This window comes from Streptomyces atratus, assembly GCF_900119365.1.
GTDB classification, from domain to species: domain Bacteria; phylum Actinomycetota; class Actinomycetes; order Streptomycetales; family Streptomycetaceae; genus Streptomyces; species Streptomyces atratus_B.
The window spans coordinates 90,042-111,429 of sequence record NZ_FPJO01000014.1 but is presented as its reverse complement, the minus strand read 5'-3'; the positions used below and the strand labels follow the sequence as shown (position 1 = coordinate 111,429).

17 protein-coding genes are annotated in these 21,388 nt (G+C 73.4%); 2 read left to right on the top strand and 15 right to left on the bottom strand.

The genetic code is table 11. From position 1 onward, the window contains the following. Position 1 precedes the first annotated feature (1 nt). From BT364_RS22980 to BT364_RS22915, 14 genes are all read right to left on the bottom strand, one after another. The gene (locus tag BT364_RS22980; RefSeq protein WP_072487121.1) at positions 2–2,572 is read right to left on the bottom strand and encodes an AAA family ATPase; all 2,571 of its coding nucleotides are present in this window, start codon (positions 2,570–2,572) and stop codon (positions 2–4) included. After that, positions 2,569–3,945, bottom strand: a complete 1,377-nt coding sequence (locus tag BT364_RS22975; protein WP_072487120.1) for a coiled-coil domain-containing protein — start codon at positions 3,943–3,945, stop codon at positions 2,569–2,571. Before BT364_RS22975 ends, BT364_RS22980 begins: the two co-directional genes overlap by 4 nt. Further along, on the bottom strand, positions 3,935–4,627 hold the full coding sequence (locus tag BT364_RS22970) for a 4Fe-4S single cluster domain-containing protein (RefSeq protein WP_072487119.1): 693 nt from the start codon (positions 4,625–4,627) through the stop codon (positions 3,935–3,937). The genes BT364_RS22975 and BT364_RS22970 overlap by 11 nt, the downstream gene beginning before the upstream one ends. Further along, positions 4,624–6,195 carry a vWA domain-containing protein gene (locus BT364_RS22965; RefSeq protein ID WP_072487118.1) on the bottom strand — a complete coding sequence of 524 codons (1,572 nt, stop codon included), beginning with the start codon at positions 6,193–6,195 and terminating at the stop codon, positions 4,624–4,626. Before BT364_RS22965 ends, BT364_RS22970 begins: the two co-directional genes overlap by 4 nt. After that, positions 6,192–7,616 carry a hypothetical protein gene (locus tag BT364_RS22960; RefSeq protein ID WP_072487117.1) on the bottom strand — a complete coding sequence of 475 codons (1,425 nt, stop codon included), beginning with the start codon at positions 7,614–7,616 and terminating at the stop codon, positions 6,192–6,194. The genes BT364_RS22965 and BT364_RS22960 overlap by 4 nt, the downstream gene beginning before the upstream one ends. Beyond that, on the bottom strand, positions 7,613–10,270 hold the full coding sequence (locus BT364_RS22955) for a hypothetical protein (RefSeq protein WP_072487176.1): 2,658 nt from the start codon (positions 10,268–10,270) through the stop codon (positions 7,613–7,615). Before BT364_RS22955 ends, BT364_RS22960 begins: the two co-directional genes overlap by 4 nt. After that, a complete protein-coding gene (locus BT364_RS22950; RefSeq protein ID WP_072487116.1) occupies positions 10,267–11,433 on the bottom strand; it encodes a hypothetical protein in 1,167 nt (388 codons plus the stop codon). The genes BT364_RS22955 and BT364_RS22950 overlap by 4 nt, the downstream gene beginning before the upstream one ends. A gap of 27 nt (positions 11,434–11,460) precedes the next feature. Continuing rightward, a complete protein-coding gene (locus BT364_RS22945) occupies positions 11,461–13,311 on the bottom strand; it encodes a hypothetical protein (protein ID WP_072487115.1) in 1,851 nt (616 codons plus the stop codon). A gap of 264 nt (positions 13,312–13,575) precedes the next feature. Next, positions 13,576–14,649 (bottom strand): macro domain-containing protein, encoded by a 1,074-nt coding sequence (locus BT364_RS22940; protein WP_072487114.1) that lies wholly within the window; start codon positions 14,647–14,649, stop codon positions 13,576–13,578. A gap of 56 nt (positions 14,650–14,705) precedes the next feature. After that, the gene (locus BT364_RS22935) at positions 14,706–15,371 is read right to left on the bottom strand and encodes an RES family NAD+ phosphorylase (protein ID WP_072487113.1); all 666 of its coding nucleotides are present in this window, start codon (positions 15,369–15,371) and stop codon (positions 14,706–14,708) included. Further along, positions 15,368–16,051, bottom strand: coding sequence for a hypothetical protein (locus BT364_RS22930; protein ID WP_072487112.1), 684 nt, complete (start codon positions 16,049–16,051; stop codon positions 15,368–15,370). The genes BT364_RS22935 and BT364_RS22930 overlap by 4 nt, the downstream gene beginning before the upstream one ends. Next, positions 16,048–17,340 (bottom strand): CHAT domain-containing protein, encoded by a 1,293-nt coding sequence (locus BT364_RS44300; RefSeq protein ID WP_072487111.1) that lies wholly within the window; start codon positions 17,338–17,340, stop codon positions 16,048–16,050. Before BT364_RS44300 ends, BT364_RS22930 begins: the two co-directional genes overlap by 4 nt. Continuing rightward, entirely contained in the window at positions 17,337–17,894 is a 558-nt protein-coding gene (locus BT364_RS22920; protein WP_072487110.1) for a hypothetical protein, read from the bottom strand. The genes BT364_RS44300 and BT364_RS22920 overlap by 4 nt, the downstream gene beginning before the upstream one ends. 174 nt (positions 17,895–18,068) lie before the next feature. Continuing rightward, positions 18,069–18,749, bottom strand: a complete 681-nt coding sequence (locus tag BT364_RS22915) for a phosphotransferase (protein ID WP_072487109.1) — start codon at positions 18,747–18,749, stop codon at positions 18,069–18,071. A gap of 117 nt (positions 18,750–18,866) precedes the next feature. On the opposite strand from BT364_RS22915, the gene BT364_RS44295 reads away from it, so the two are divergent. Both BT364_RS44295 and BT364_RS41035 read left to right on the top strand, forming a co-directional pair. Beyond that, positions 18,867–19,379, top strand: a complete 513-nt coding sequence (locus BT364_RS44295; protein WP_371268636.1) for a carbohydrate-binding protein — start codon at positions 18,867–18,869, stop codon at positions 19,377–19,379. A 67-nt stretch (positions 19,380–19,446) separates the two neighbouring features. Further along, positions 19,447–19,653, top strand: a complete 207-nt coding sequence (locus tag BT364_RS41035; protein WP_143166530.1) for a hypothetical protein — start codon at positions 19,447–19,449, stop codon at positions 19,651–19,653. On the opposite strand, the gene BT364_RS22905 is transcribed toward BT364_RS41035, so the two are convergent. Further along, entirely contained in the window at positions 19,616–21,310 is a 1,695-nt protein-coding gene (locus BT364_RS22905) for a bifunctional 3'-5' exonuclease/DNA polymerase (protein WP_072487108.1), read from the bottom strand. The two genes, BT364_RS41035 and BT364_RS22905, sit on opposite strands and share 38 nt — an antisense overlap. Between the last annotated feature and the right edge of the window lie 78 nt (positions 21,311–21,388).

Below are 21,388 nucleotides of genomic sequence, written 5' to 3'. Positions count from 1 at the left end.
GTCAGGTGACGGGCGGGGCGGGGACGTCCTCGGGCACGTACTCCGAGGGTGCCGGGTCCTCGGCGCCCCCACGGGCGTAACGGTCCGCCATCCGTGCCTCCATGAGCTCCAGCAGTTTGCGGACCGTACGGGCGTTGCCGAACTCGGCGGGGTTGGCCAGCCGGGTCCCTCCGAGCCAGGCCCCGGCCCGCTCCCGTACCCCCTCGGCCAGGGTGCAGTTCTCCTCGGCCGCCATGCGGCCGAGGATCTCCACCAGGTCGTCCGTGTCGTAGTGGGGGAAGGGGACGCGGGTGGTGAAGCGGGAGCCCAGGCCCGGGTTGGCGGCGAGGAAGGTGTCCATCTCCCGCGGGTAGCCGGCGGCGATCACCACCAGGCGGCCCCGCCGGTTCTCCATCTCCGGGACCAGGGTGTCGATCGCCTCCTTTCCGTACCCCCCGTACCGGGCATCGCTGACGAGGCTGTAGGCCTCGTCGATGAACAGCACGCCGTCCAGTGCCTCCTGGACGGCCTTGCGCACCAGCGGTGCGGTGTGCCCCTGGTACTCGCCGACCAGGGTGGCGCGTCCGGCTTCCACCACGTGGCCTTTGCGCAGCAGGCCCAGATCGCGGAAGATCCTCCCGACCAGCCGGGCCACCGTGGTCTTGCCGGTGCCGGGCGGCCCGGTGAACAGCAGATGCGGCGGGGCGAACCCGTCCTGGCCCCTGGCCTGCCGCAGCCGTATCCGCTTGACCAGGTCCGTCAGCGTCTCCCGGACCGGGCCGAGTCCCACGTACCTGTCGAGTTCCGCCAGCGACTCCGTGGGATCCGGCGCGGGCCGCGGCAGGAAGCCGCGGTAGCTCTCGGGTATGTCCACGGGGGCGGCAGGCACTTCCAGCCGGCCGCGCACCCGGCCGGCCCACCGGTCGAAGACACTGTCGGCGAGGGTGCGCATGTCGCGGGCATTGCCGAAGGACTCGTCCCGCGTGCGGTGCATCCCGAAGACGATCTCCCGCAACTGCCCCTCGGTCTCGGACGAGGGCGTCGCGCCACATTCGGTCAGCCGGCGCAGTGCGATGGAGTACAGGGTCTGAGGCGGGTAGTCGGGGAAGTCGAGAACGGTGACCCTGCTCGGCAGACCCAGGTCGGCCGCCAGGAATTCCCTCATCTTGTCCGGGTACCCGGCGAGGATCACGACCAGTCGGCCACGGTCGTTCTCCATGCGTGCGACCAGCGTCTGAATGGCCTCGCCGCCGAACCCCTCGCGCTGGTCGCTCAGTCCGTAGGCCTCGTCGATGAACAGCACACCCTCCAGTGCCCGGTCGACCGTCGCATTGGTCAGCCCCGCCGTCTGGCCCACATAGCCGGCCACCAGGTCCGATGTCTTCGTCTCGACGACATGGCCCCGTCTCAGCAGCCCCAGGTCGCGGTAGAGCTCGCCGACCAGCCGGGCCACCGTGGTCTTCCCGGTGCCCGGATTGCCGCTGAACACCAGGTGCAGGGAAGGCGGTTCGACCGCCGTCGTGCGGCCTTCGGCCCGCAGGGCGTCCAAGGTCTCGACCGAGGCCCGCAGTTGCTCGAAGTGCGCCCGGACGGCGTCGAGACCGGGCATGGCCGCCAGCCGTTCCCAGGGACTGCGGCTGTCCGCGGCGGAGACGTCCGCCCCCTTCTCACGCACCGCTGCCACCGTCAGCTCGCCGCCCGGAGCCGTGGCCAGCCGCTCCAGCCACGCCTTCCAGGCACGGGCCTTCTCCGGATGCGTCGCCATCGCCTTGACGATCGTGTCCAGTTCCCGCCAGTCGTCGAGCCGTAGCCCCGAACGCAGCCGCACCCTGTGGATCAGGCGCTCGGTCTCGGCGGCATGCGGATCACCGATCCTGACGGCACCGGACCGGCCGGGGCCGGACCGCCCGGCCTGCTCGCGCACGAACGTCTCCAGGGGCGGGTAGCCGCGGCACCCCTCCACGTACTGCGCCGTGTCCTCCAGGGTGTCCTGCCCGAAGACCAGCACCCACAGATTGCCGTTGTCGTGGCGTCTGGCCCAGTGGGCCATCGCACCGGCCAGGGCCCTCGGTGCCTGGTTGTAGCGGAGGTAGTTCTCGGCGTGGGGGATGACGACGGCGGTGCGGGGCCCGTTCTGCTGGAGATAGCCGGTCAGGGTCATCACCGCGAAGGGGTCACTCACCCCCGACGCCGGTGCCGGCGGTTCCGCCGGGCTCCGCTCCTCGGCGGGTGCCCGCACCCTGGTCACCAGGAGATTGCCCATCGGTCCGCTCATGCCCGGGGTGCGCATGGTGCGGGGACCCGTCGGTGAGCTCGGCCGCCCGGTGGCGCTCCTGCGGCACAGGTCGCGCGAGGCGGAGTCCCGGAAGTACACCGGTTGGTCGGTCGAACCGAACACGATGCGCGCGTATCCCTCGGCGCGGAGCAGCCGCCACAGCACCTGCTCCAGCGTGCACACCTGGTAGGCGGTGTCGATGAAGACGTCGCTCACTCCCGGGCCGTAGACAATGGTGAACGGCTCGCCGCTGTGCAGGACGACTCCGTCGAACCGTTCCACCACCGGCCCGGGAGCACGGGACGGTTCCTTCCTCATGCGCCGCCCTCCGCGGGACGCGCCGAACCCTGCCGCTGGCTCCGGATGTCGAGCAGCTTCCGGTCCGGTGCCCCCGGCTCGGAGGCGGGCGCCCCCGACACCGGGTGGCCCTCGTCCGCCAGTGCCCGGCTGATCGCCTCGGCCCGCTCCTGGAGCTGCGCCTCCGCGGTGATGTCGTGGTCGTACGACAGCACCTGCACCACGTGCCGGCCGGAGTCCGGTCCGGTCTGCGAGATGGCCAGCACGATTTCGTTGCCGTTCTCATGGGCGAGCTTGGCGTAGTAGGTGCCGCGGGGGTCCGAGCCCCGGTACTCGCCGTCGACGAATTCGTAGTAGGCGGTCCGGCCCAGCGCCTGCACCACGGCGTCCGCCAGGTTCACCCGGGTCTGCGAGGCCAGATGCCGCAGGCACGCCCGTTCCACCGTGTCGCCGAGCGCCTCTTCCAGCCGGGGTGCCTCCTGCGCCCGGAGCAGCCGCAGCTCGTCGGTGCCGGTCCGGTCGTCACGCGCGCGGGCCAGTCCGTTCGCGGTCTCCTCCCGCAGTAGGCCGAGTCCGCCCCGGGACCAGTAGTCGACGTCCACCGTGCTGCCGTCCACCGGGACTCCGTCGGGGTCGAGCACCGGCCGGCTCAGGCTGCCCTCGATCTCCTTCTCCACGGTGGTCAGGGCGTCGATCGCCTCCATCCGGGCCGTGCAGCGCGCGAGTTCCCGCTGCTCGGTCTCCGCCCGCAGCTCGCTCAGCGAGTGGTACGTGTCCTGCGCCATCGCGAGCGCCGCGTCGAACCTGCCCTGCGTCGCGCTCTGTTCCGCCGTCGCCAGCCGGGCCGTCAGCCGGTCCAGCTCGCCGGGCGCGTACCGCTCGTGCAGCCCGGCCCCGGCGATCGCCTCCGTCATCGCCCTGGCATCGGACAGCCATGTCTTCACCAGCTGCCCGGCCTGTGCCCGGTCCTGGTCGATGACGTCGAACCGTGCGGACAGCCGGGCCGTCTCGGCCCGGCGCTCGGCGCGTTCGGACGCGATCTCCCGGCGCACCCGCTCCTGTTGTTCGGCCAGCCGCTGCCGGGTCTCCTCCCGGATCTGCCCGGCGCAGGCGGCCAGTTCGCCGCGCACCTCGGCGGCCTGCTGCTTCAGCCGCCGCGCGGTGTCGGCCTCCAGCTGCCGTGTCTGTTCGCTGAGTCGGCCGACCAGCGCGTCGTGCTGTGCCTGCCTCCGCTCGACCCGGGCGAAGGCCCGGTCGAGGTCGGCGCTCGTCTGCCGGCGCACGGCGTCGATCAACTGCGGGACCTCGCGTTGCACCCTCCTCAGCTGCCGGGCCTGGCTCTGGATGCGGTACCACTCGGACTGGTCGACCTGGATGCGCTTCCTACCGCTCATCGCGTTCCTGTTCTCCGATGGCCGTGCGTGCGGCCTCGCCGGTGTGGAAGTCGGATGCGTCCACTCGGGCACGGACCGTGTCGACCGCGCTGTCGAAGGCGTCGATCAGCCCCTTCGGGGGCACCCCGATGAGCAGTGCCTCCGGGCCGGTGACGGCGATCTCGGCGGTCCGCGGCCGGTCCGCGAAGTCGTAGCCGCCGTCCGCGTGCCGTCCGGTGAGGTGATGGACCCGCTGGTTGGAGCTGCCGCGCAGCCCGCGCCCGTCGTCCAGGCCGGTCACGTACAGCCCGTCGATCAGCACATCGATCTCGCCCAGGAGGCCGGGCACGCCCGGGGAGGGCGGCCGGGCCCGTAGCCGCTCCAGCCGGTAGCCGGTGAAGCAGATCACCGACACGTCCCGCGTCTTTCGGGCCAGCCGGGCGACTTCGGCGAGCCCGGCCGCCTGCTCCATCGGCTCTCCTCCCGAGAAGGTCAGGCCCCCCACCCGGGGATCGGCCAGCAACTCCTCGGCCAGTTCCCGGGGCCCGGCCCGGCGGGCGGGCCGGAAGGGGATCCACTCCGTCGACATGCACCCGGCACAGTGGAAAGGGCAGCCCTGGACCCACAGCGCCGAGCGCACGCCGGGTCCGAGCGCCTCGGTGCCGACCCTGGTGGCCGCCACGTTCAGGACGGGGCCGGTCATCGCGGCAGCCCTTCGGCCGGCTCGGGGGCCTGCTGCGGCACATGGGTGAAGGACACTCCGCCGACCACGACCCTGCCTCCGGGCCGGCAGGTGGCCCGGCTCTCCCGGGCGGTGGAACCGTCGGGCGTGTAGCGGATGCGCAGGTCGATCCGAGGCCCCTGCTCGGTGGAGCGGAGTCTGCCCTGCACCCGCCCGCGTCCGCCCACCGACGACGGCCGGAGCACCACCCGGCGGCCGTTCAGCCCGACGCGGTCCGGCTGCTGCTCGCCGAAGGCCGCTGCCAGCAGCAACTCGCCGTGCAGCAGCGGCCGGTTGATCCGCCGCCACCACAGCCAGGCGCCCAGCACCAGCAGGACGACAGCGGTCACCAGCGCGGGCAGGAGGACCACCGACCCCACCGAGGCCCGCAGCGGCACCGCCCTCTGCCCGAGGCGTATCGCATGCGGTACGGCCAGCTCGACGTCCGGAGCGAGCGGCCGCTCCCAGGTCGAATCGACCCGGCCCGCCAGGTGCAGCACGGCATCGCGGCGCTCGGTCCGCCGGTACGGCAGGGCGCTCGCCGTCAGCCGTCCACTCAGGCGGACCTCCAGGGTCCGGGACTCACCCGGTTCCAGCGTCACCTCGTCCGGCAGCCCGCTGACGTCGAGGGACGGACCGGTGAGGGTCGCCCGCAGCCCGCTGACGGTCAGCGGCAGATGGCGCGTCGTGGACCGCAGGACGAGCTTGGCGGTCGCCCGGCCGTCGGTGACGTCGGCCGCGGTGCCGCCCTGCCAGGTGGCGCTCACCCCTTTGCCGGCGTCCTCGGCCAGCAGCAGTCCGGCCTTGCGGGCCCGGGCCCGTTCGCCGGCACGGGCCAGATAGGAGCCGAGGTCCTGGATGCTCTGCGGCCGGAGCACGGAGGTGTTCCGCACGACGTTCCCGACGAGCCGGGCGCCCGTCGCCCCGCTGCCCAACGGCAGGGCGTATCCCGCCAGATCGGTGTGTTCGGCGATCGCCTGCGCACGCTTGCGGAGCGCGTCCCAGGAAGGCCCCTCGGACGTGGGGTAGCGGGAACCGCGGGGAGGGTGGTGCAGGCCGTCGGTGAGCAGCACGACCGAGGCCACCGAGGCGGCGTCGTCGCGACCGAGTTCGGTCAGCGCGGCATTCAGCGCGGCACCGGTGTCGGTGTCGCCCGCGGCGTTCGGCCTGGCCGGCAGCTTCGAGACGATCTCCGCGGAGTTGCCGGCCGCGCCGATGTACCGCACCTCGGGCCGGGAGTCGAAGGTGAACAGCGCGACATGGTCCTTGGACGTGAGGCCGTCCAGGAACCGGCGCAGCGTGGAGCGGACGGTGGTGTAGCGGCCGCCCTCCGCCATGGAGCCGGAGGTGTCCACGAGGATCACGTGGTCGGCGGGCTCCTGGTCCAGCGCGAGCGCCCGGTAGATCTCGGCGCGGCTCGGGGCCTCGCCGCCGGCCGCGGGTGCCGCGTGCGCCGCGGTCACCGGCGGGGCCACCAGCAGCGCGGCGGTGAGCAGGGCGGCGCATCTCGGGCCGAACCGGAGCGGCCACGACGGACTGGTGTGCTTCACGAAGGCTCTCCCTTGGGATCGGTTCCGAGATCGGTCGGCAGGTCGCCGAGAGGGAATTCCGTGGGCGCTGACGGGCCGAGCGGATGCAGCACCAGCCGGGCCGTTCCGTCCACGGCGAGGCGTACGCCCACGTGGAAGCGGTCTTCCTCGGGGGCGCCGGGCAGCGCCAGCGTGCGGACCGGCGTACTCGCGCCGCCCCGCGGATCGCGCACCCGTACCTGTACCGGCCGCCCGGCGGCGGCTCCCGCGGGTCCGGTCCGCACGCGCAGCCGCTCCCCGGCCGCCTGCGCGTAGACCGTTTCGCCGCCCGGCTCCAGGTGCCCGGCCCCGCTGATGACCAGCTCCTGGCCCTCGGGCCGTCCCGCGACCGTCCGATGGGCGCCCACGCACACGGCGTACGGATAGCGGTCCGCCGGGTCGATCCGGCCCGCGGCGACCAGCGAGGCGCCGAAGACCGCGGCGAGCGCGGGGTCGGTGCCGGCCGGAAGCGGAGCGAGCTGCCATCCGCGGTCGGCCAGATGACGCACCAGCGGCGCGAACCGGGCGGTGCCGCCCACGGCGACCAGGTGCCGGGCGGGGGCGCCGCCGGGGCCGGCCGGTGGGGCGGCGGGGGTGCTGCCCGGGGGTTTCGCCCCGGCGGAAGGGCCGTCGCCCGGTGCTCCCTCCGCCCCGCCCGGCAGCCGGGACAGCGCCAGGTCCAGGCCGGCCGTCAGGCGCCGCAGGGCCACGCGGACCGTGCCCGCGGTGATCTCGCGCCCTGCCACCCGGAGCACGGTGGTGGAGTCGAAGCGGTCCGGGCGGGCTTCGGCCCGCCCGAGGGCGAGGTCCAGGCGCTGAGCGGCGCCGTCCTCGGCCCGCGCGGCGGCGAGGGCCGGCCGGCCCGCCTCGTCGTCGCGCAGACCCGCTTCCGCCAGGAGGGCCGTGTCCGAGCCGGCGCCGTAGCCGCCCGGGGGAGCGTGCCGTGAGGTTCCCGCCACGGCCACTGCCGCAGCCGTCACCACGCACAGCGAGACCTCGGCCGCCGCCGCACCGAGGTCGCACACCGCAAGCCGGCTCCGGGCCGCCGTCCCCGCGTCCCGGAGCAGCGCCAGCACGGCCCGAGGGGTGCTCAGGGTGCGCAGGTGCGGCGCCCGGCCGTCGCCGTGCAGCTCGGCCAGGGCGGCGGTGGCACGCCGCACGTGTTCCAGGTGGCCGCTCTGCGGGACGACCACCACCATGTGGGCGGGCGTGCCGTGCTCTCGGCGGTACGCGGAGTACACCGCACGCAGCGCCTCCTCCCGGCCGGCTCCCGCACCGGCCGGGACGGGCAGGCCCTCACCGGGGACCGATCCCGGCAACTCGATCAGTTCCGGGGCTCCTTGACCGCCGACGCGGGCGATCCGGGCGTACCGGCTGCCGATGTCGATACCGACGGAGTTCATGAGTTCCTCCGCTTCCTGGACCAGGGGAGAAAACCGCGTCGCCGGTCCCGGTCGTCCGGCGGGTAGTCGGCGGCTGCGGGAAGGGGGGCGGGGCGCCCGGCGCCGGTGCGGTCCGGTGGTTCCGGCGGGGGTACGGCCGGGCCGGCGGGCGGAACGGCGCGCGGCGTGGTGTACGGAACGGCGCGCGGCGTGGTGGGAACGGCGCCCGGCCTGGTGGACGCAACGGTTCCGGCTGCGCCCAGGGCGGCGAGGAGCATGCGGTGGCGGTTCTCCTGCTCACGGCTGTGACGGACCAGCCCGTCGCGTACGTCCTGGTACTCCCGACTGCTGCCGAGGGCCTGATACAGCGCGAGTCCGAGCCCGTGCGCCCGAACGTCCAGTTCGGTCGTGAGGCCGAAGGCGAACCGGGATCCGCGGCGGCGCACGAGCAGGGCGACCTCGTCGAGCAGCTGGGGGGAGAAGGTGCGGTGGGGACACGCCTCGGCCACGATCCGGCCGAGTTCCTCCAGCGGGACCCGGTCGGTGTCGGCCGCCCGAAGCCGCCGCACCGGGCGCAGCCACGCCAGCCCGTCGCGGTACACCAGCCCGTCCACCAGGTCCTCGGGCAGATCGAGGCCGATCCAGCGGGCGGGGGCCGCCGAGGTGAGCCGCCGGGCCAGGCCGGCCCGCACGGCCGGCTCGATGCTGGGGCGCTGCCGCATCCACAGGGACAGCACCGTCCAGGAGGCGCCGTCGGGGTCCGGCTCGTCGCCGAGCAGCGCCTCGACCACCTGCTCCTTCAGCTCCGGCTCGGCCTCGGTGCGCCGGACGACCGTGGCGGTGTACGCGTCGAGGCCGGGGTCGTCGGCGCCGAGCAGCCGCAGTCGGCGCATCGTGGGGGCGAGCCGCCCACCGGCGCCGCCGAACGGGGCCGACATCCGCAGCAGGTCCGCGTCGGCAGCCGTCTGCGGTGACACCTCCGCTGCTCCGGGGGGCGCCACGCTGTCCAGCACGGCCGACACCTGGGCGTGCGTGCCGCTGCGGACCAGCTGCCTCAGGACGGTCCACATCGGGCCGATCACGGCCGGCCGGTTGTTGTCCCGCGCCGTCTCCAGGGCGATCCGCCACGCGTCCCCGTGCCCGGACGCGAACTCGGCGGCGTCGGTCGCGACGACCTCGGCCGCGGAGAACTCCCCGGTGAGCAGCCCGGCGAAGCGCAGCCAGCCGGGCCTGCGGTCGACGGGGGTCCCGGCGGCAAGCGCCACCAGGCGGGACAGCGGCCGCAGATCACGGGGCCTGGCCCCGAACAGCACGTCCAGCCAGGCCAGTCCGGCCTCTCGCGAGTCGAGCAGGACGCGGTCGGCCGCCTCGCAGTCGTACCCGAACTCCTTCTCCACCATGCAGACGAGGCACCCGGCCCAGGCCGGGTCGTACCCCGGTGCGGTGGCAAGGGCGGTGAACAGCCGGTCGAACGAGCCGGGATGCGCCCCTTCCAGCCCGAGCAGCAGGGTCAGGTACTCCTTCGCCAGCGTGAGGTTCTGCTTCGACGGAGTACGGGCGACGACGTGGGCGGCGAGCAGGTCCGGGGCCCGCGGCGTCCAGTGGCGCGTCAGCAGTGCCTGGGCCGCTTCGGCTCCCGGACGCCGTGCGCGGTCGGCCAGGAAGACCACCACGGTCTCCAGCTGCCCCTCGTCCAGCGACTCCACCGAGTGCAGTTCCAGGAGCCGCTGTACGTCGCCCACCTGGCCGTGACCGTGCCGGATGTCGTTCAGCACCGAGTCCAGCAGGTCCAGCTCCTGCAGCAGACGTACCGCTTCCGCGGCGTCGCGCAGCGGGAGGGCGGTGGTGGCCGCCAGCAGATGGGCCACCACATCGGCGGTGGATCCCCGCTTGGCCCGCAGCCTCAGCAGCTCGGTGAGGTAGCGGCCGGCCGTCCCGCTCCGCGGGGCCGGCGGGCGGCCGGTGCCGAGTGGCACCTCCTGCTGCCCGGACCGCGCGGAGGCGGCGAAGACCAGCCGCAGATCGTGTTCCGTCCTGCCGGTCCAGGTGGCGCCGCTCAGCCAGACCCGGCATCCGTAGGGCAGCAGGGAGCAGACGGCATCCAGCATCCGGACCCGCTCGTCCAGACCGGGCAGGGCGCGCCCGGGCGGCGCCGTGATCACCAACTGCTCGCCCTCCAGCAGCAGGGCGGCCATGCCCGCGGCCCATTCGAAGCCCAACCGGTCGACGGTGTCCGCCAGCTCGGCGGCGGAGGTGCGCACCGCCGCCGGGCTCGCGTCGGGCCGGTCCGGTTCGGATCCGGCCTGGGCGACGGCCCGGTCCAGTGCGGTCCAGGTCACCCCGGCACGGCTGGCCGCCCGCCATTCGAGGAGCAGCAGCCGCCAGGTGTAACTCGGCCTTCCCGTACCGTCCTTGGAACCGTCCCAGCTGGTGTCCACGACCGCGCAGACCGAACCCGGCTCCCCGTCCGCGCCGCTGAGGAACACCCGCCAGGGCAGACCGCCCGCCGGTTCACGGGCGTCCGGGGTACCCGTGGTGGCGCTCCACAGATAGCGCTGGGCGCGGGTCCCCGGCAGGCTGCCGTCCAGCACCTCGTAGCCCATGCTGCGGCCCGGATGCTTGCCCAGGACCGCCCACTCGGCGGCGAGCCGGTTGGGGTTCCGGTCCTCGTTCACCACGGCCGCCGGCGGCGCGCGGCCGAGCGGATCCGGCGCTCCAGGTCGGTCAGCGGCTCCAGGACGTTGATCGGCACGGGCGAGGTGCAGATCCGGGAGACACCGTCGACGATCTCCACGTTGTGGTAGTTGCGGTAGTCGAAGACGTGCTGCGGATTGAGGCGGAAACCGATCGCCGAGGAGACGTAGTACGAGATGCGCTCCGGCCTGAAGAACGCGCCCAGTCCGTCGCGTACGAGCCGGGCGGAGGAGCCCTGGAACTCGTCGCACATCCACTGGAAGTAGCGGGCGGCCTGCTCCGCGGGCACCCGGGGCAGCCGGGCCCCTTCGGAGTCCTGCGTCACCCAGCCGGCCTCCACCGCCGGGCGGAACACCTCGGGGTGGTCGAACTTGGTGACGCAGACGGAGACATGGTGCGGCAGACGGTTGCGGTGGAGCTTGCCCGCGTCCCGGACACGGGTGTTGAGCTCGGTGAGCATCGAGTAGAAGAAGTCGAGGCTCCTGGTGGCCGGCCGGCTGCCGAGCAGCGGGTCGAAGAGGTAGACCAGCCCCTGGGAGCGGGCCAGTTGATCGAGGACCCTGGGCCGCAGGATGTGCTCGACGTCGTTGCTGAACGCCTCACCGGCCACGTCCTGGACCTCCAGCACGAAGCCGGCCTCCCGCCGTCGGCGGAGCACCCGGGACGGAGCCTCCTCCCCCTGGAACGACCAGGCGAGCTGCTGCTGGCCCACGCTGGCCTCCGGGAACACCCGGTCGCTCTCCAGCCGGGTCACACCGGAGATGAGGAATTCGGTGGACTCCGGGTTCATCCCGCTGACCGCCCAGCCGGCCTGGCCGTGCCTGCTCTGCTGCATCGCGGCGATGGGCACCGCGGACAGATAGGTCGTCTTGCCGGAGAGCGGAGCACCCCACAGGCCGATCCGGAGCCGGTCCGTCGAGGCGCCCGGGACACTGTTCGGCGGCCGTGGGATCATCCCCGGCTGGAGGTTTCCGTCCAGTCCGGCGGACGCGGGACCGGGCGACCAGGAGGCGGCGGCCTCGTTCTCCGGGTCTTCCGGATCCTGCGGCCGGAGGTCGGGCACCGGGTTCAGTTCGGGCCGGCGCCGGGGCGGCTCATCCGGGCCCCGCGGGTTCTCGTTGGGGTCGTAGTACGGATCGGACATGGTGTTTCTCCTCGTACTGACGGCTGCTCACAGCAGGGGAGTTGCCAGGGCGAGGCGGCAGGGCGGACCGTCCCACCGCCACTCGGGGGCCAGGGCCTCTGCCACGTCGGCCGCCGTGTCGACGCCCTGACGGAAGGACCCGTCGGCGGAGAGGGTGTTCCACGCATCGGCGGTGTAACGCCGTACGGCGTCCGCTTCGCGGCCGGAGCACGGCCGGCTCTTCTCCAGCCGGGTCCGCACCCGGACGCCCCGGCCCTGTATGGCTCTGAGCTCCGCCCGCCAGTCGGCGCCGAGCGGACAGGCCGGTACCACGCCGTGCTGCTCGGGCGTTCCCGGCGGGCGGCGGCCGACGATCAGCAGGGCGCGCTCGGCGGGGCGGCCTTGGGGGCCGCCCGGCCGGGCCGTGGCCGAACCGACCTTCTTGAGCGCGTCCTCCAGCGAGGAGACGGTGTCCTGCTCGTGCCGGGTGGGCCGCCAGTCGGCCAGGGAGGCCCGGGCGCTCTGCGCGGGGCCGGCGGGGACGGTCAGCAGCAGCAGGGACCGGGGGGTGTAGGCGGTCTCGCGTACGACGTGGTCGTAGTGGCCCACCACACCGACCCGCAGGCCGTCACCCGAGCCGTGCCGACGGGCCAGCGCGGCGATGACATCCCGGACGAACGCCAGCCGCTCGGCGGTCTCCTCCGGTTCGGCACCGCTCATCTCGACGGTGAAGAAGACATCCAGGGCGGGCGGGCGGACGATGCGCCGCGGGAGGCGCCCGACCAGGGCGGAGACCTCCGGGGGAGCCACCGGGGAGTCGTCCGCCGCCGGGGCGCCGGGAGTTCCTCCGGCCGGCCGGAGCAGCGTCACCTCTCCGGGGCCGCGCAGGACGAAGGACAGCCGCGCCGGGGCGAAGGCCGTCAGCGCGGTCTGCCGCGCGGAGAGCATCACCGGCCCGTCGCCGTCCGCGGCGGCCAGCACGGGCAGGATCACCGGGGTGCGGCCGTTCGGCCCGCCGTGGACGGTGATCTCCGCCGTGGCGGTCTCACCGTGCCGGAGCCGGGATCCGGCCGGGAAGAGTACGTGGGTGTGTGCGTGCACGGTGCCGGTCCGCCGGTCGACGCGGGCGAGCAGCAGTGTGTGGTCGGCCGTCAGCGGTGCGGTGCGCAGTGCCTCGCGTACCGCTCCCTCCGTGTCCGTCCCGTGCGCGGGGCCGGGGCGACCGCCGGCCTCGCCCGGTGCGACGGGACCCGCCGGTGCCGGGCCGAGCTCGGCCCGCGGGGCGTACGTGATCCGCAGCAGCTCCGTGGCCCGGTCCAGCAGGAGCCAGCCCGCCCGGCGGTTGAACAGTACGACCGTGTGGGCGCAGGAGGACGGAACGTGTCCGCGGAGCCACCGGGTCACCGCGTTGTCGAACTCCTTGCGGCCGACCACCGGCAAGGTGCCGATTCCGCCGGCGAGCTGGAACCGGAGTATTTCCTCGCAGGGATCGAACAGGGGGGCGACGGAATTCCAGTCCGTGCTTTCCGTGGCGGTCTGCCGCGGTATTCCGCTCCGGTCCGCAACGGCCTTGATCATATTGATGCGTTCGGAAGTGAATTCAATGAACAGCACTGTTTCGATACGGCCGTTGACCAGGTCCGCCAGGGTCTGTTCCCACTGGGCCGTGCTGTGCGGGGGCAGATCCGGGTGGACAGCGGGCCGCTTCGCCGGAGCCGGGGCGTCGGGCCCCGCGGGACCGCCCCGCAGCACCGAAGTCGTCTGCCCCGCACCGTCGGTGCCCGACCCCGACAGTGCCGCCGCCCGTATGTCCCAGGCGTGTTCGGCGCTCCGCAGCGCGGCCGCCGCGGACGCCCGGTCGGCGTCGGTCAGATCCCCCAGGACCGGGTCGCCGTGCATCTGCCAGCCACAGTCCGGGCATTGGGCTTCGCCCCCGTCAGGAGTTCCGCACACCGGACACGCACGATCATTTTCGCCGATCAATGATCCTTTACCTCTCCGATCGCAGTGCCAGTCGACCTTTGAAGCATGCAAGTGTCACGGGCGCCTACATGAACCACACGGTTCCGGAATCCTCCCGATCCCCTTCGGGAGGCGGAGCGAAATGAAGATCACGGGGGAATTCCGGTCCGCGGACGGCCGGAATTTCCCCCGTGATTCCAGTCAACAGGAAGGTCCGGGCGGGGACTGGTCGCGGTCCGGGCGGATCCTGGTGGGCAGCCGTTCGAGGAGCGCGGCGGCGGTCGGCGTGCGGACGACGAAGTGGAGATCCCACTGTGCGCCGCGGGCCAGTTCGGCCTCCACGGCGGCCCACATGGCGGCCAGGCTGACCTCGTACGGCAGGCCGCCGCGCCCCGAGCCGAGCAGCGGGAAGCACACCGAGCGCAGCGGTGGCGTGAAGTGGTCGCGCTCGCCGGCGAGGATCGCGAGGACGCGGGAGGTGGCCCGGGTGATGTCGGCGGGGAGCACGTCGTAGTCGTTGGTACCGGCCCTGGGCACGGCGACGGCCGCGTGGTAGATCCGGCGGATCCCCTGGCTGACGAGGGCGCCGGAGTCGGTCGCGGCCACGGTGCCGGGAAGGACGGGGCGGCCCGAAGTGCCCTGCTGGGCGGCCCATTTGCGCAGACCGTCGAGGACGGGGTCGTCGTGCACGTCGCCGGTCACGCCCTGCACCGCGCCCGCCCGGCGCAGCGAGGCCGAGACGGAGGACTTGTACGGCTCGGGCAGCCCGAAGTGGGTATTGCTCGGCGAGACCACCACGTCGACGTTCCGCAGCAGGTCGACCGGGTGGACATGGAGTGTGAGGCGGACGTCGCGTCCGGCCGTGCGGAGGTCCACGTGCCGGTGCGAGGAGCCGCTCCAGTCCTGCGCGGCGCCGCCGTCCGCCAGCTCCACGATCTGGTCGGCGACGTACCCGAGGACCAGGAGTTCCTGGTGCTTGCGGAAACGCTCGACGCTGACCCCGTAGACCTGGGCCGCCCGGCTGCGCCGGGAGGAGGGCGCCCAGTCCCGGGTGCCCTGTGCCAGGCCGAGGGTGTACTCGGCGGCCGTCCGCAGTGTGTCCGTGTCGATGCGCGCCACGGCGAGCCGCAGCAGTCCCTCGACCGAGCCGTCCGGTGTGCGGGCGGCGGCCGCACACCGGAGGGCGGAGAGCTTCAGGTCGCGCAGTCTGACCGGTCCGGCCAGCCGAACCTTCCTGAGTTCCGCCAGAATTGACCCGTGGTCAACGAGTGGCATGGTGTCACGATGGCACCGCTCGCGCGCCGCCACAAGCGAAGGGGTGACACGGGCGATCAGCCGGTCCGGGGCGGCACGATCGCACTGCGCAAGGGGGCGAGCAGCTGGTTCGTCTCCGCGACACCGGCCGGGGAGCCCATGTCCGCGATGCCGTTGCCGGGCACCACGGCGAGCGGCTCACCCGCGCACCGGTCGTGGAAGAGGACCGACGCGAGGTGGGGCCGGTTGCGCCGGGACTGCCAGATCAGGCCCATGGCCTCGGGTGTCTGGGCCCGGATCTCGCTCGCCCAGCGACGGGTCTTCGCGTAGCGCTCGCCCTCCGCTTCGAGCAGCCACGAATCCTGGCACACGGCGGCCAGGTCCGCCTCGGTGACCAGCGAGACCAGGGCGAGTTCGCAGCGGGTGCGCAGCAGGGTCAGGGACTTGCCCCGGACCGCGGCGTACGGGATCAGGCGCATCCCGGCGTCCTGGTCGAATTCGAGGGAACGCAGCAGGGTCTCGGCCAGGGCGGTGGCCGGGGTGTCGGCCAGGTACAGGTACTGGTACGGGTCCGACTCGGTTCCGTCGAAGCGGTTGCCGCCGAAGTGGGCGTCCACCGCGATCGGGTTGAACTGCACGGCCGGCCGCTTCGTGCTGTGCATGCGCCACAGCGGCGTACCGGCGGGGAGCAGACGGCTGTTGGGTCGCAGCACGAAGGCGGACGGGGGCAGGGTGCCGGTCATCGGTCGCCCTCCACAAGAGCCGTGGCGGCGCCCACCAACTGCTCGTCGGGAAGTTCCCCGAGCAGCGCCGCGGGCTTGCCGCCGAGCCAGACGTTGCCGCTCAGCCACCAGTCCGCGGCGCCCCAGGGGTCGGTGTCGGCGAGGAGGATGCGGTTGACCCGCAGGACGACGGGGATCGGCCCGCCGGCCGCACCGGCGAACTGGAAGGCCGGATAGCGGTCGCCGTGTTCGGTGTCGTCGAGGCGGATCAGTTCCGGTGGTGGTGCTCCGAGGCCCGAGGAATGGCAACGGGCGTCCACAACCGGGTGGTCGAGTGCGGGTTCCGCCCGCAGCCGGGCCTGTACCGAGCGGATGATCGCCGCCGGGTCGGGCACGGGCTGCGGCTCCGAGAGCCGTACGAGGAGCGACCGCGCACCGGCCACGGCGTCCGTCGGCTCCGTCGCGGGCCCGGCGAACCGGGGGGAGTCCAGGGCCAGGTACACCGGATGGTCGAACGGCAGTGGGATCAGCGCGTGCTTGACGCCCTTCAGGGCCCTGAGGACCGCCTTGTTGTCCTCCTCCGCCGTCTCGGCGAGCGCACCCAGCCGGGCGAGGAACAGCGCGTACTGCTCGTCGTCCAGTGACTCGCGGATACTGTCCCGGTGCTCGCCGACGAGGGCGAGCAGCTGTTCCGGATTCATACGGTTCCTCCTTCGGACGCGGTCCGCGCCGTCGCTGCCGTGGCCGGTCCGGGGCCGGGGTGTCCCTGGTGGATGAACGCCGCCCAGACCGGGAGGCGGTCGAGTCCCGGGCGCTGGATCTCGCGCAGCAGCCCGCCGCCGAGCGAGCCCGGATTCTTGCGGTCGGGGTCGAGCATCCACAGCTGTGCGGCCCTGAGCGCGTCCGCCGGCCCCTGCCCCTCGACTGCCAGGTAGTGGTGGAACACCGCCATCATCAGCGCCGAGGCTCCGTCCTGGGCGGTCCACCGCGACCCCACCACATTGCGTGCCCCGCCCGAGACGAAGGATGTCGTCAGGGTCAGGGCCTCGTCGTGGTCCCGGGTACTGAGGTCGGTCTCGCAGGCACTCAGGACCACCAACGGGCCGTGCGCGTCGCGAAGCCGGCCCAGAGCCTGGTCGAGGGCCTCCGGATCGCCGTTCCGGAGAACGCTGAACGCTTCGAGCACCGAGGGGACGACGGCGTTCACGGCGGTGAAGGCCTCGGTGCCGCCGGGAGCCGGACCGGGAGCCGAGCGGCCTTCCGTGCGCGCGCCGGGTCCCGGATCCGCCGCCGGGCCGGGCAGGTCCGACAGCAGGTCCGTCACCCGCCGCAACTCGTCCTCGTACGGGAACCCACCGGACATCGTGTCCATGAACGTGCGCATGGCGTGGACGGGTGATCGGGGCCCGGCCAGCTGATCGAGCATGCTGCCCGTCCGGCGCAACTGCTCGTGCTGCTCCGGCGGCAGCGGCAGTTCCCTGACCTCGTCCAGCAACTCCCGTATCTCGGCCACGGCGTCGGCCATCCCCGCCGGACCCAGCTCGGAGTGCCAGCCGAGCAGACCGGACATGGCGGGCGGCCGATCGCCGCGAACCCCCTTCTGCGGTACCGGCAGCACAAGGGAGAGCAGCGACAGCGCGGCCCATCGCCTGTCATCCGGGTCCGTCGCCGCCCCGGTCGGCGTCGCCGGGTCCCGGGCCTCCCGCAGCAGTCGCCGCGCCCGCTCCCGGTCCGCCGGCACGCCGCCCCTGGCGAGGTGACGCATCGCAAGGACGGAACCGAGCTGGACCGACACCGTGGCACGCAGTTCCGCGTCGTGTTCCAGCAGACGCATCAGCTCTTCGAGCTCGGCGATCGATCCGTCGTACATGTCCGGGCCGGCCGTGGAGGCGCCCGGCGGGTACAGCCGCAGCGCCCGCTTCGTGGCGGCCATCACCCAGGCGCGCAGCGCCCGGACGCCCCCGTTCTCCTCGGTCTCCGGACAGGTCATACGTCCCCCTCGGCCTGCCGGTCGTCCCTGTCCGTTTCCCGTAGTTCTTCCCGCATCTCCCGCCGCAATGTGCGCAGCCGGTCCCACAGCACATCGATTTCGGCCTTCGCGGCGGTCGGCGAGTCACCCGGGCGCGGCATCCCGTCGGCCAGGCGCAGCAGCCGGCCGTACAGCGTGCCCAGACCGTGGCTGACCTCGTCCGCGATGCCGAGGATCCGCTCCGGCAACCGCAACTGGGCTTCCGCGTGGGCCTCCCGGTGCAGATCGCGGGCCTCGACGAGCCGGCGTCGTACGAGTCCCGGGTCCTCGGTGCCGCCGAGCGCGTGGAACTGGTCGGTGAGGGCGGCCAGGTACTGGCGGGCGGCCGTGTTGAGCGCGACGCAGGTCGAGTGGCGCGCCTCGGCCTCGCTGCGCCGTGCCCGCAGACGCTCCGCGCGCGTGTTCTCGCGCTGTCGGCTCCGGTCCGCGGCGCGCTGGGTCAGCAGGGCGGACAGCAGTGTGCCGACGACCCCGATGAACGCGACCGCCGCGGCGGTCGCGTTACCGACGTCCATGCCGTCCCGGCCGGGGTGCTCGCACCTGGCTGTTCGCACTCACCCTGCCAGCGAAGCAGCAGGGTCCGCGCGGCGTGAAGCCCTGTACCAGCAAGCGCCCGGTTCACAACCGGCATACGCCCGAAGCCGCGGTACCCGATGGGCGCCCGGGTGCCGGCCACCGGCACTCCGCTCTCAGGTCGTCAGTTCCGTGATCAGGGATGTCGCCTCGCCGATGAGTGCCACCTCGTGCGGGCTCATCGTCGGGTTGGCGGCGCGCTGCGCGGCGGCCTCGGCGAGGTGATGGGCGGGGATTCCGCCGGACGCGGAGAGGTGCGGCAGCAGGGCGTCCAGCAGGGAGCGGGCGCCCGCCGATGCGGGGGAGCGGGGGTCGACCGCCACCTGGGCCAGGATCAGGGACGACATGGCGCGGTCCGCGGCCGGAGCGCCCTCCCTGGTGTTGCCCCAGTCGATCACCACCGGGCCCCGGCCCGTCAGCATCACATTGTCCGGGTGCAGGTCGAGGTGGAGGATCCGGTCCTCGGGGTGCGGGGAGAGCCGGGCCGGAACGGTGTGGAGTTCGGCGAGCAGGCCGGCCAGCACGGCCGCCGCGTCGGCCGCCGACAGTTCGCCGGTCAGCAGGGAGTCCAGCATCGTCGGTCCGGTCAGGCGTTGCAGCACCAGGTCGCAGGGGGGTGTCTTGGCGTCCCGGGGGCCGAGGCGGGGGAGCGGGTAGCCGTGTGCGACGAGGTAGGACATGACCATCCATTCGGGAGTGGCGTCCATGCCGTCGCGGTAACGGCGCAGGACCCACTTCTCGTCGAGTGCGTACACATCGGCGGACCGTCCCGCACCCAGTAGCTCACCAATTCGCATGGGGCGAACCTACGGGGACGGGCGCCGGATGCGGTGGCGTGGTGGCGATACGGGGCCGACGGCGCTGGTCAGGGGCCTCATAACGCGAAGTGAGGGGGCGGACGGGATCTCCTGGGGATGACGTGTACGCGGCTACCTTGGCGGCAATTCCCCCGAAGTCAAGGAGAGTTCCGTGGAGAGATCCGTGCTCCGCAGACGTGCCCTGGCCGCGTGTACCGCCACCGTGGCCGTCGGTGTGCTCGCGCTGGCAGGTCTGACCGGCAGCGCGTCCGCCGATCCGGCCCCCGACCTCCGGCCGACCCGCCCACCGACCCGCCGACCGAGCCGGGCGGCACCTGGGCGGCCGGTACGACGTACGCGGCGGGCGATGTCGTGATGTACGGCTCCGACAGCTACCGCTGCCTCCAGCCGCACCTGGCGCAGCCCGGCTGGACGCCGCCGAACGTGCCGGCCCCTGGGGGCGCGTCTGACGGCTGCCCCGCGGCCCAGCTCTGTGTCATGCACGTGCCCTTCCCCCACCCGAGACCAGCGGGGCGTACGCCGCGCCGGGTCCGGGCCGGACGCACCTTCGGCCCGGACCCTTTCTCGCGCCCGATTCCTGTCGGGGCGGGGGGCCGGGCGGCGGAGTAGCCTGGATGCGTACGGCTCCCGGTGAGCCGCCCCGGTCGGCCTGCGCATCGAAGGGGGCCGGTATCGCATGGACACCTTGGTCATGGTCGTGGTCGTCCTCGCGATGATCGCGGTCGCGGCGTTCGTCATCCATCTGCTCAATGCCCGGCACCGGCATCAGCATCTGCGTCCGGCGCACTACGACCACGGGCTGGCCGGGTTCGACGAGGGGCCGGGAAAGGGACCGGACAAGGGTCCTACTTCGCGTCCGAATAACGCTCCACCACCGCCGTAGTGAACGGAAAGCGCACCGGAGTCTCACCGAAGGCGGTCCGCCCGGCCAGCTCACCGGCCGCCCGGATCGCCGCCACCACCGCCTCCGCCTCCTCCCGGGGGCAGTGCACGATCACCTCGTCGTGCTGGAAGAAGACCAGCTCGGCACGGAGGCCGGCGGAGCGGAGCGAGCCGCGCAGGGCGGCCAGGAGCAGCAGCGCCCAGTCGGCCGCGCTGCCCTGCACCACGAAATTGCGGGTGAAGCGGCCCCGCGCGCGGGCGTTCGTCGATGCGTAACCAGGGGTGAACGCGCCGTCGGCGGAGGGTGTGTCGGGGCTCTCCTGCGGGATTCCGGCCTCCTCGTACGCCCCGCTCCCGGCCGCCGGGGGACTGGTCCGGCCCAGCCACGTCCGTACGAGACGTCCCTCCTCGCCCGCCTTCGCGGCATCATCGACATAGGCCACGGCCAGCGGGAACCTCCGGCGCAGGGCGGCCAGGTTCTTCAGGCCGTCGCCCGAGGTCTGGCCGTAGACCGCGCCGAGGAGTGCGAGCTTGGCGTGGTCCCGGTCGCCGTGGAACGCCCGGTCCGACAGGGCCGTGTACAGATCGCCGTCGTGGCCCGCCACCTCCATCAGACCGGGGTCCCGGGAGATCGCGGCGAGCACCCGGGGCTCCATCTGGTCCGCGTCCGCGACGACCAGGCGCCAGCCCTCGTCGGCGACGACCGCCTGCCGTATCACCTTGGGGATCTGCAGCGCCCCTCCGCCGTTGGTCGTCCAGCGGCCGCTGACCGTGCCGCCGGGCAGGTACTCGGGGCGGAAGCGGCCGTCGCGCACCCAGTCCTGGAGCCAGCTCCAGCCGTGCGCCGTCCAGATCCGGTACAGCTTCTTGTACTGGACGAGGGGCTCCACCGCCGGGTGGTCCAGCTCCTCCAGCTCCCAGCGGCGGGTGGACTTCACCTTGATACCGGCCTGCGCGAAGGCCTTCACCACGTCGGCGGGGAGGTCGGGGCGGACCCGTCTGCCGAAGGCGGCCGACACCTCGTCGGCCAGCTCGGCCAGTCTGCGGGGCTCGCCGCCGCCCGCGTAACGCTCGCCGAGCAGATCGTGGAGGACGTCCCGGTGGACATCGGCGCGCCAGGGGAGACCTGACCGGTTCATCTCGGCGGCGACCAGCATTCCGGCCGACTCGGCGGCCGTGAGCAGGCGCATCCTGCCGGGGTGCTCGGTGGCGTCGTGACGGCGGAGCTGGTCGGCGTAGACCTGGAGCAGGCCGTCGAAGGGGAGCTGGGTGCCGGACCGGGGCTCGAAGAGCGAGGACTGCGAGCCGGGCTCCGCGGAGCGGGGCGGCGGATCGGGCGGCACGGGGGCGTTGTGCAGGCGGGCGTGGGCGGCGGCCGCCGAACGGGGCTCGCCGAGGCGGCCCTCATGGGCGAGCAGGAGGGATTCGGCGACCTCGATGTCGTAGCAGCGGCTCACGGGGACGCCGGCCGCGAGCAGCCGCGGGTAGATCTCGGCGGTGGAGCGCCACACCCAGCGGGTGACGTCCGGGCGGGCGCGGACCGCCGCCACGAGGTCGGGCTCGGTGACGACCGGGGCGGCGGGCAGGCCGGAGGGGGCCAGCGGGGCCAGGAGGGCGCCGCCGGTCTCCGTCATGGCCAGAGCCCAACGTTCGGTCATGCCTTCGAGTCTGGCACCCGGCACTGACACCGCACGGCGGGCGGGCGGTGCGTGTCCCCCGGTCCGGGTGCCGGGGAC

Coding starts and splice junctions, on each gene's coding strand:
- BT364_RS22935 (WP_072487113.1), bottom strand. CDS start 15,371: ATGACCGGCACCCTGCCCCCGTCCGCCTTCGTGCTGCGACCCAACAGC.
- BT364_RS22915 (WP_072487109.1), bottom strand. CDS start 18,749: ATGCGAATTGGTGAGCTACTGGGTGCGGGACGGTCCGCCGATGTGTAC.
- BT364_RS41035 (WP_143166530.1), top strand. CDS start 19,447: ATGGACACCTTGGTCATGGTCGTGGTCGTCCTCGCGATGATCGCGGTC.
- BT364_RS44300 (WP_072487111.1), bottom strand. CDS start 17,340: ATGACCTGTCCGGAGACCGAGGAGAACGGGGGCGTCCGGGCGCTGCGC.
- BT364_RS22975 (WP_072487120.1), bottom strand. CDS start 3,945: ATGAGCGGTAGGAAGCGCATCCAGGTCGACCAGTCCGAGTGGTACCGC.
- BT364_RS22980 (WP_072487121.1), bottom strand. CDS start 2,572: ATGAGGAAGGAACCGTCCCGTGCTCCCGGGCCGGTGGTGGAACGGTTC.
- BT364_RS22960 (WP_072487117.1), bottom strand. CDS start 7,616: ATGAACTCCGTCGGTATCGACATCGGCAGCCGGTACGCCCGGATCGCC.
- BT364_RS44295 (WP_371268636.1), top strand. CDS start 18,867: ATGACGTGTACGCGGCTACCTTGGCGGCAATTCCCCCGAAGTCAAGGA.
- BT364_RS22945 (WP_072487115.1), bottom strand. CDS start 13,311: ATGCACGGCGACCCGGTCCTGGGGGATCTGACCGACGCCGACCGGGCG.
- BT364_RS22905 (WP_072487108.1), bottom strand. CDS start 21,310: ATGACCGAACGTTGGGCTCTGGCCATGACGGAGACCGGCGGCGCCCTC.
- BT364_RS22950 (WP_072487116.1), bottom strand. CDS start 11,433: ATGTCCGATCCGTACTACGACCCCAACGAGAACCCGCGGGGCCCGGAT.
- BT364_RS22930 (WP_072487112.1), bottom strand. CDS start 16,051: ATGAATCCGGAACAGCTGCTCGCCCTCGTCGGCGAGCACCGGGACAGT.
- BT364_RS22940 (WP_072487114.1), bottom strand. CDS start 14,649: ATGCCACTCGTTGACCACGGGTCAATTCTGGCGGAACTCAGGAAGGTT.
- BT364_RS22970 (WP_072487119.1), bottom strand. CDS start 4,627: ATGACCGGCCCCGTCCTGAACGTGGCGGCCACCAGGGTCGGCACCGAG.
- BT364_RS22920 (WP_072487110.1), bottom strand. CDS start 17,894: ATGGACGTCGGTAACGCGACCGCCGCGGCGGTCGCGTTCATCGGGGTC.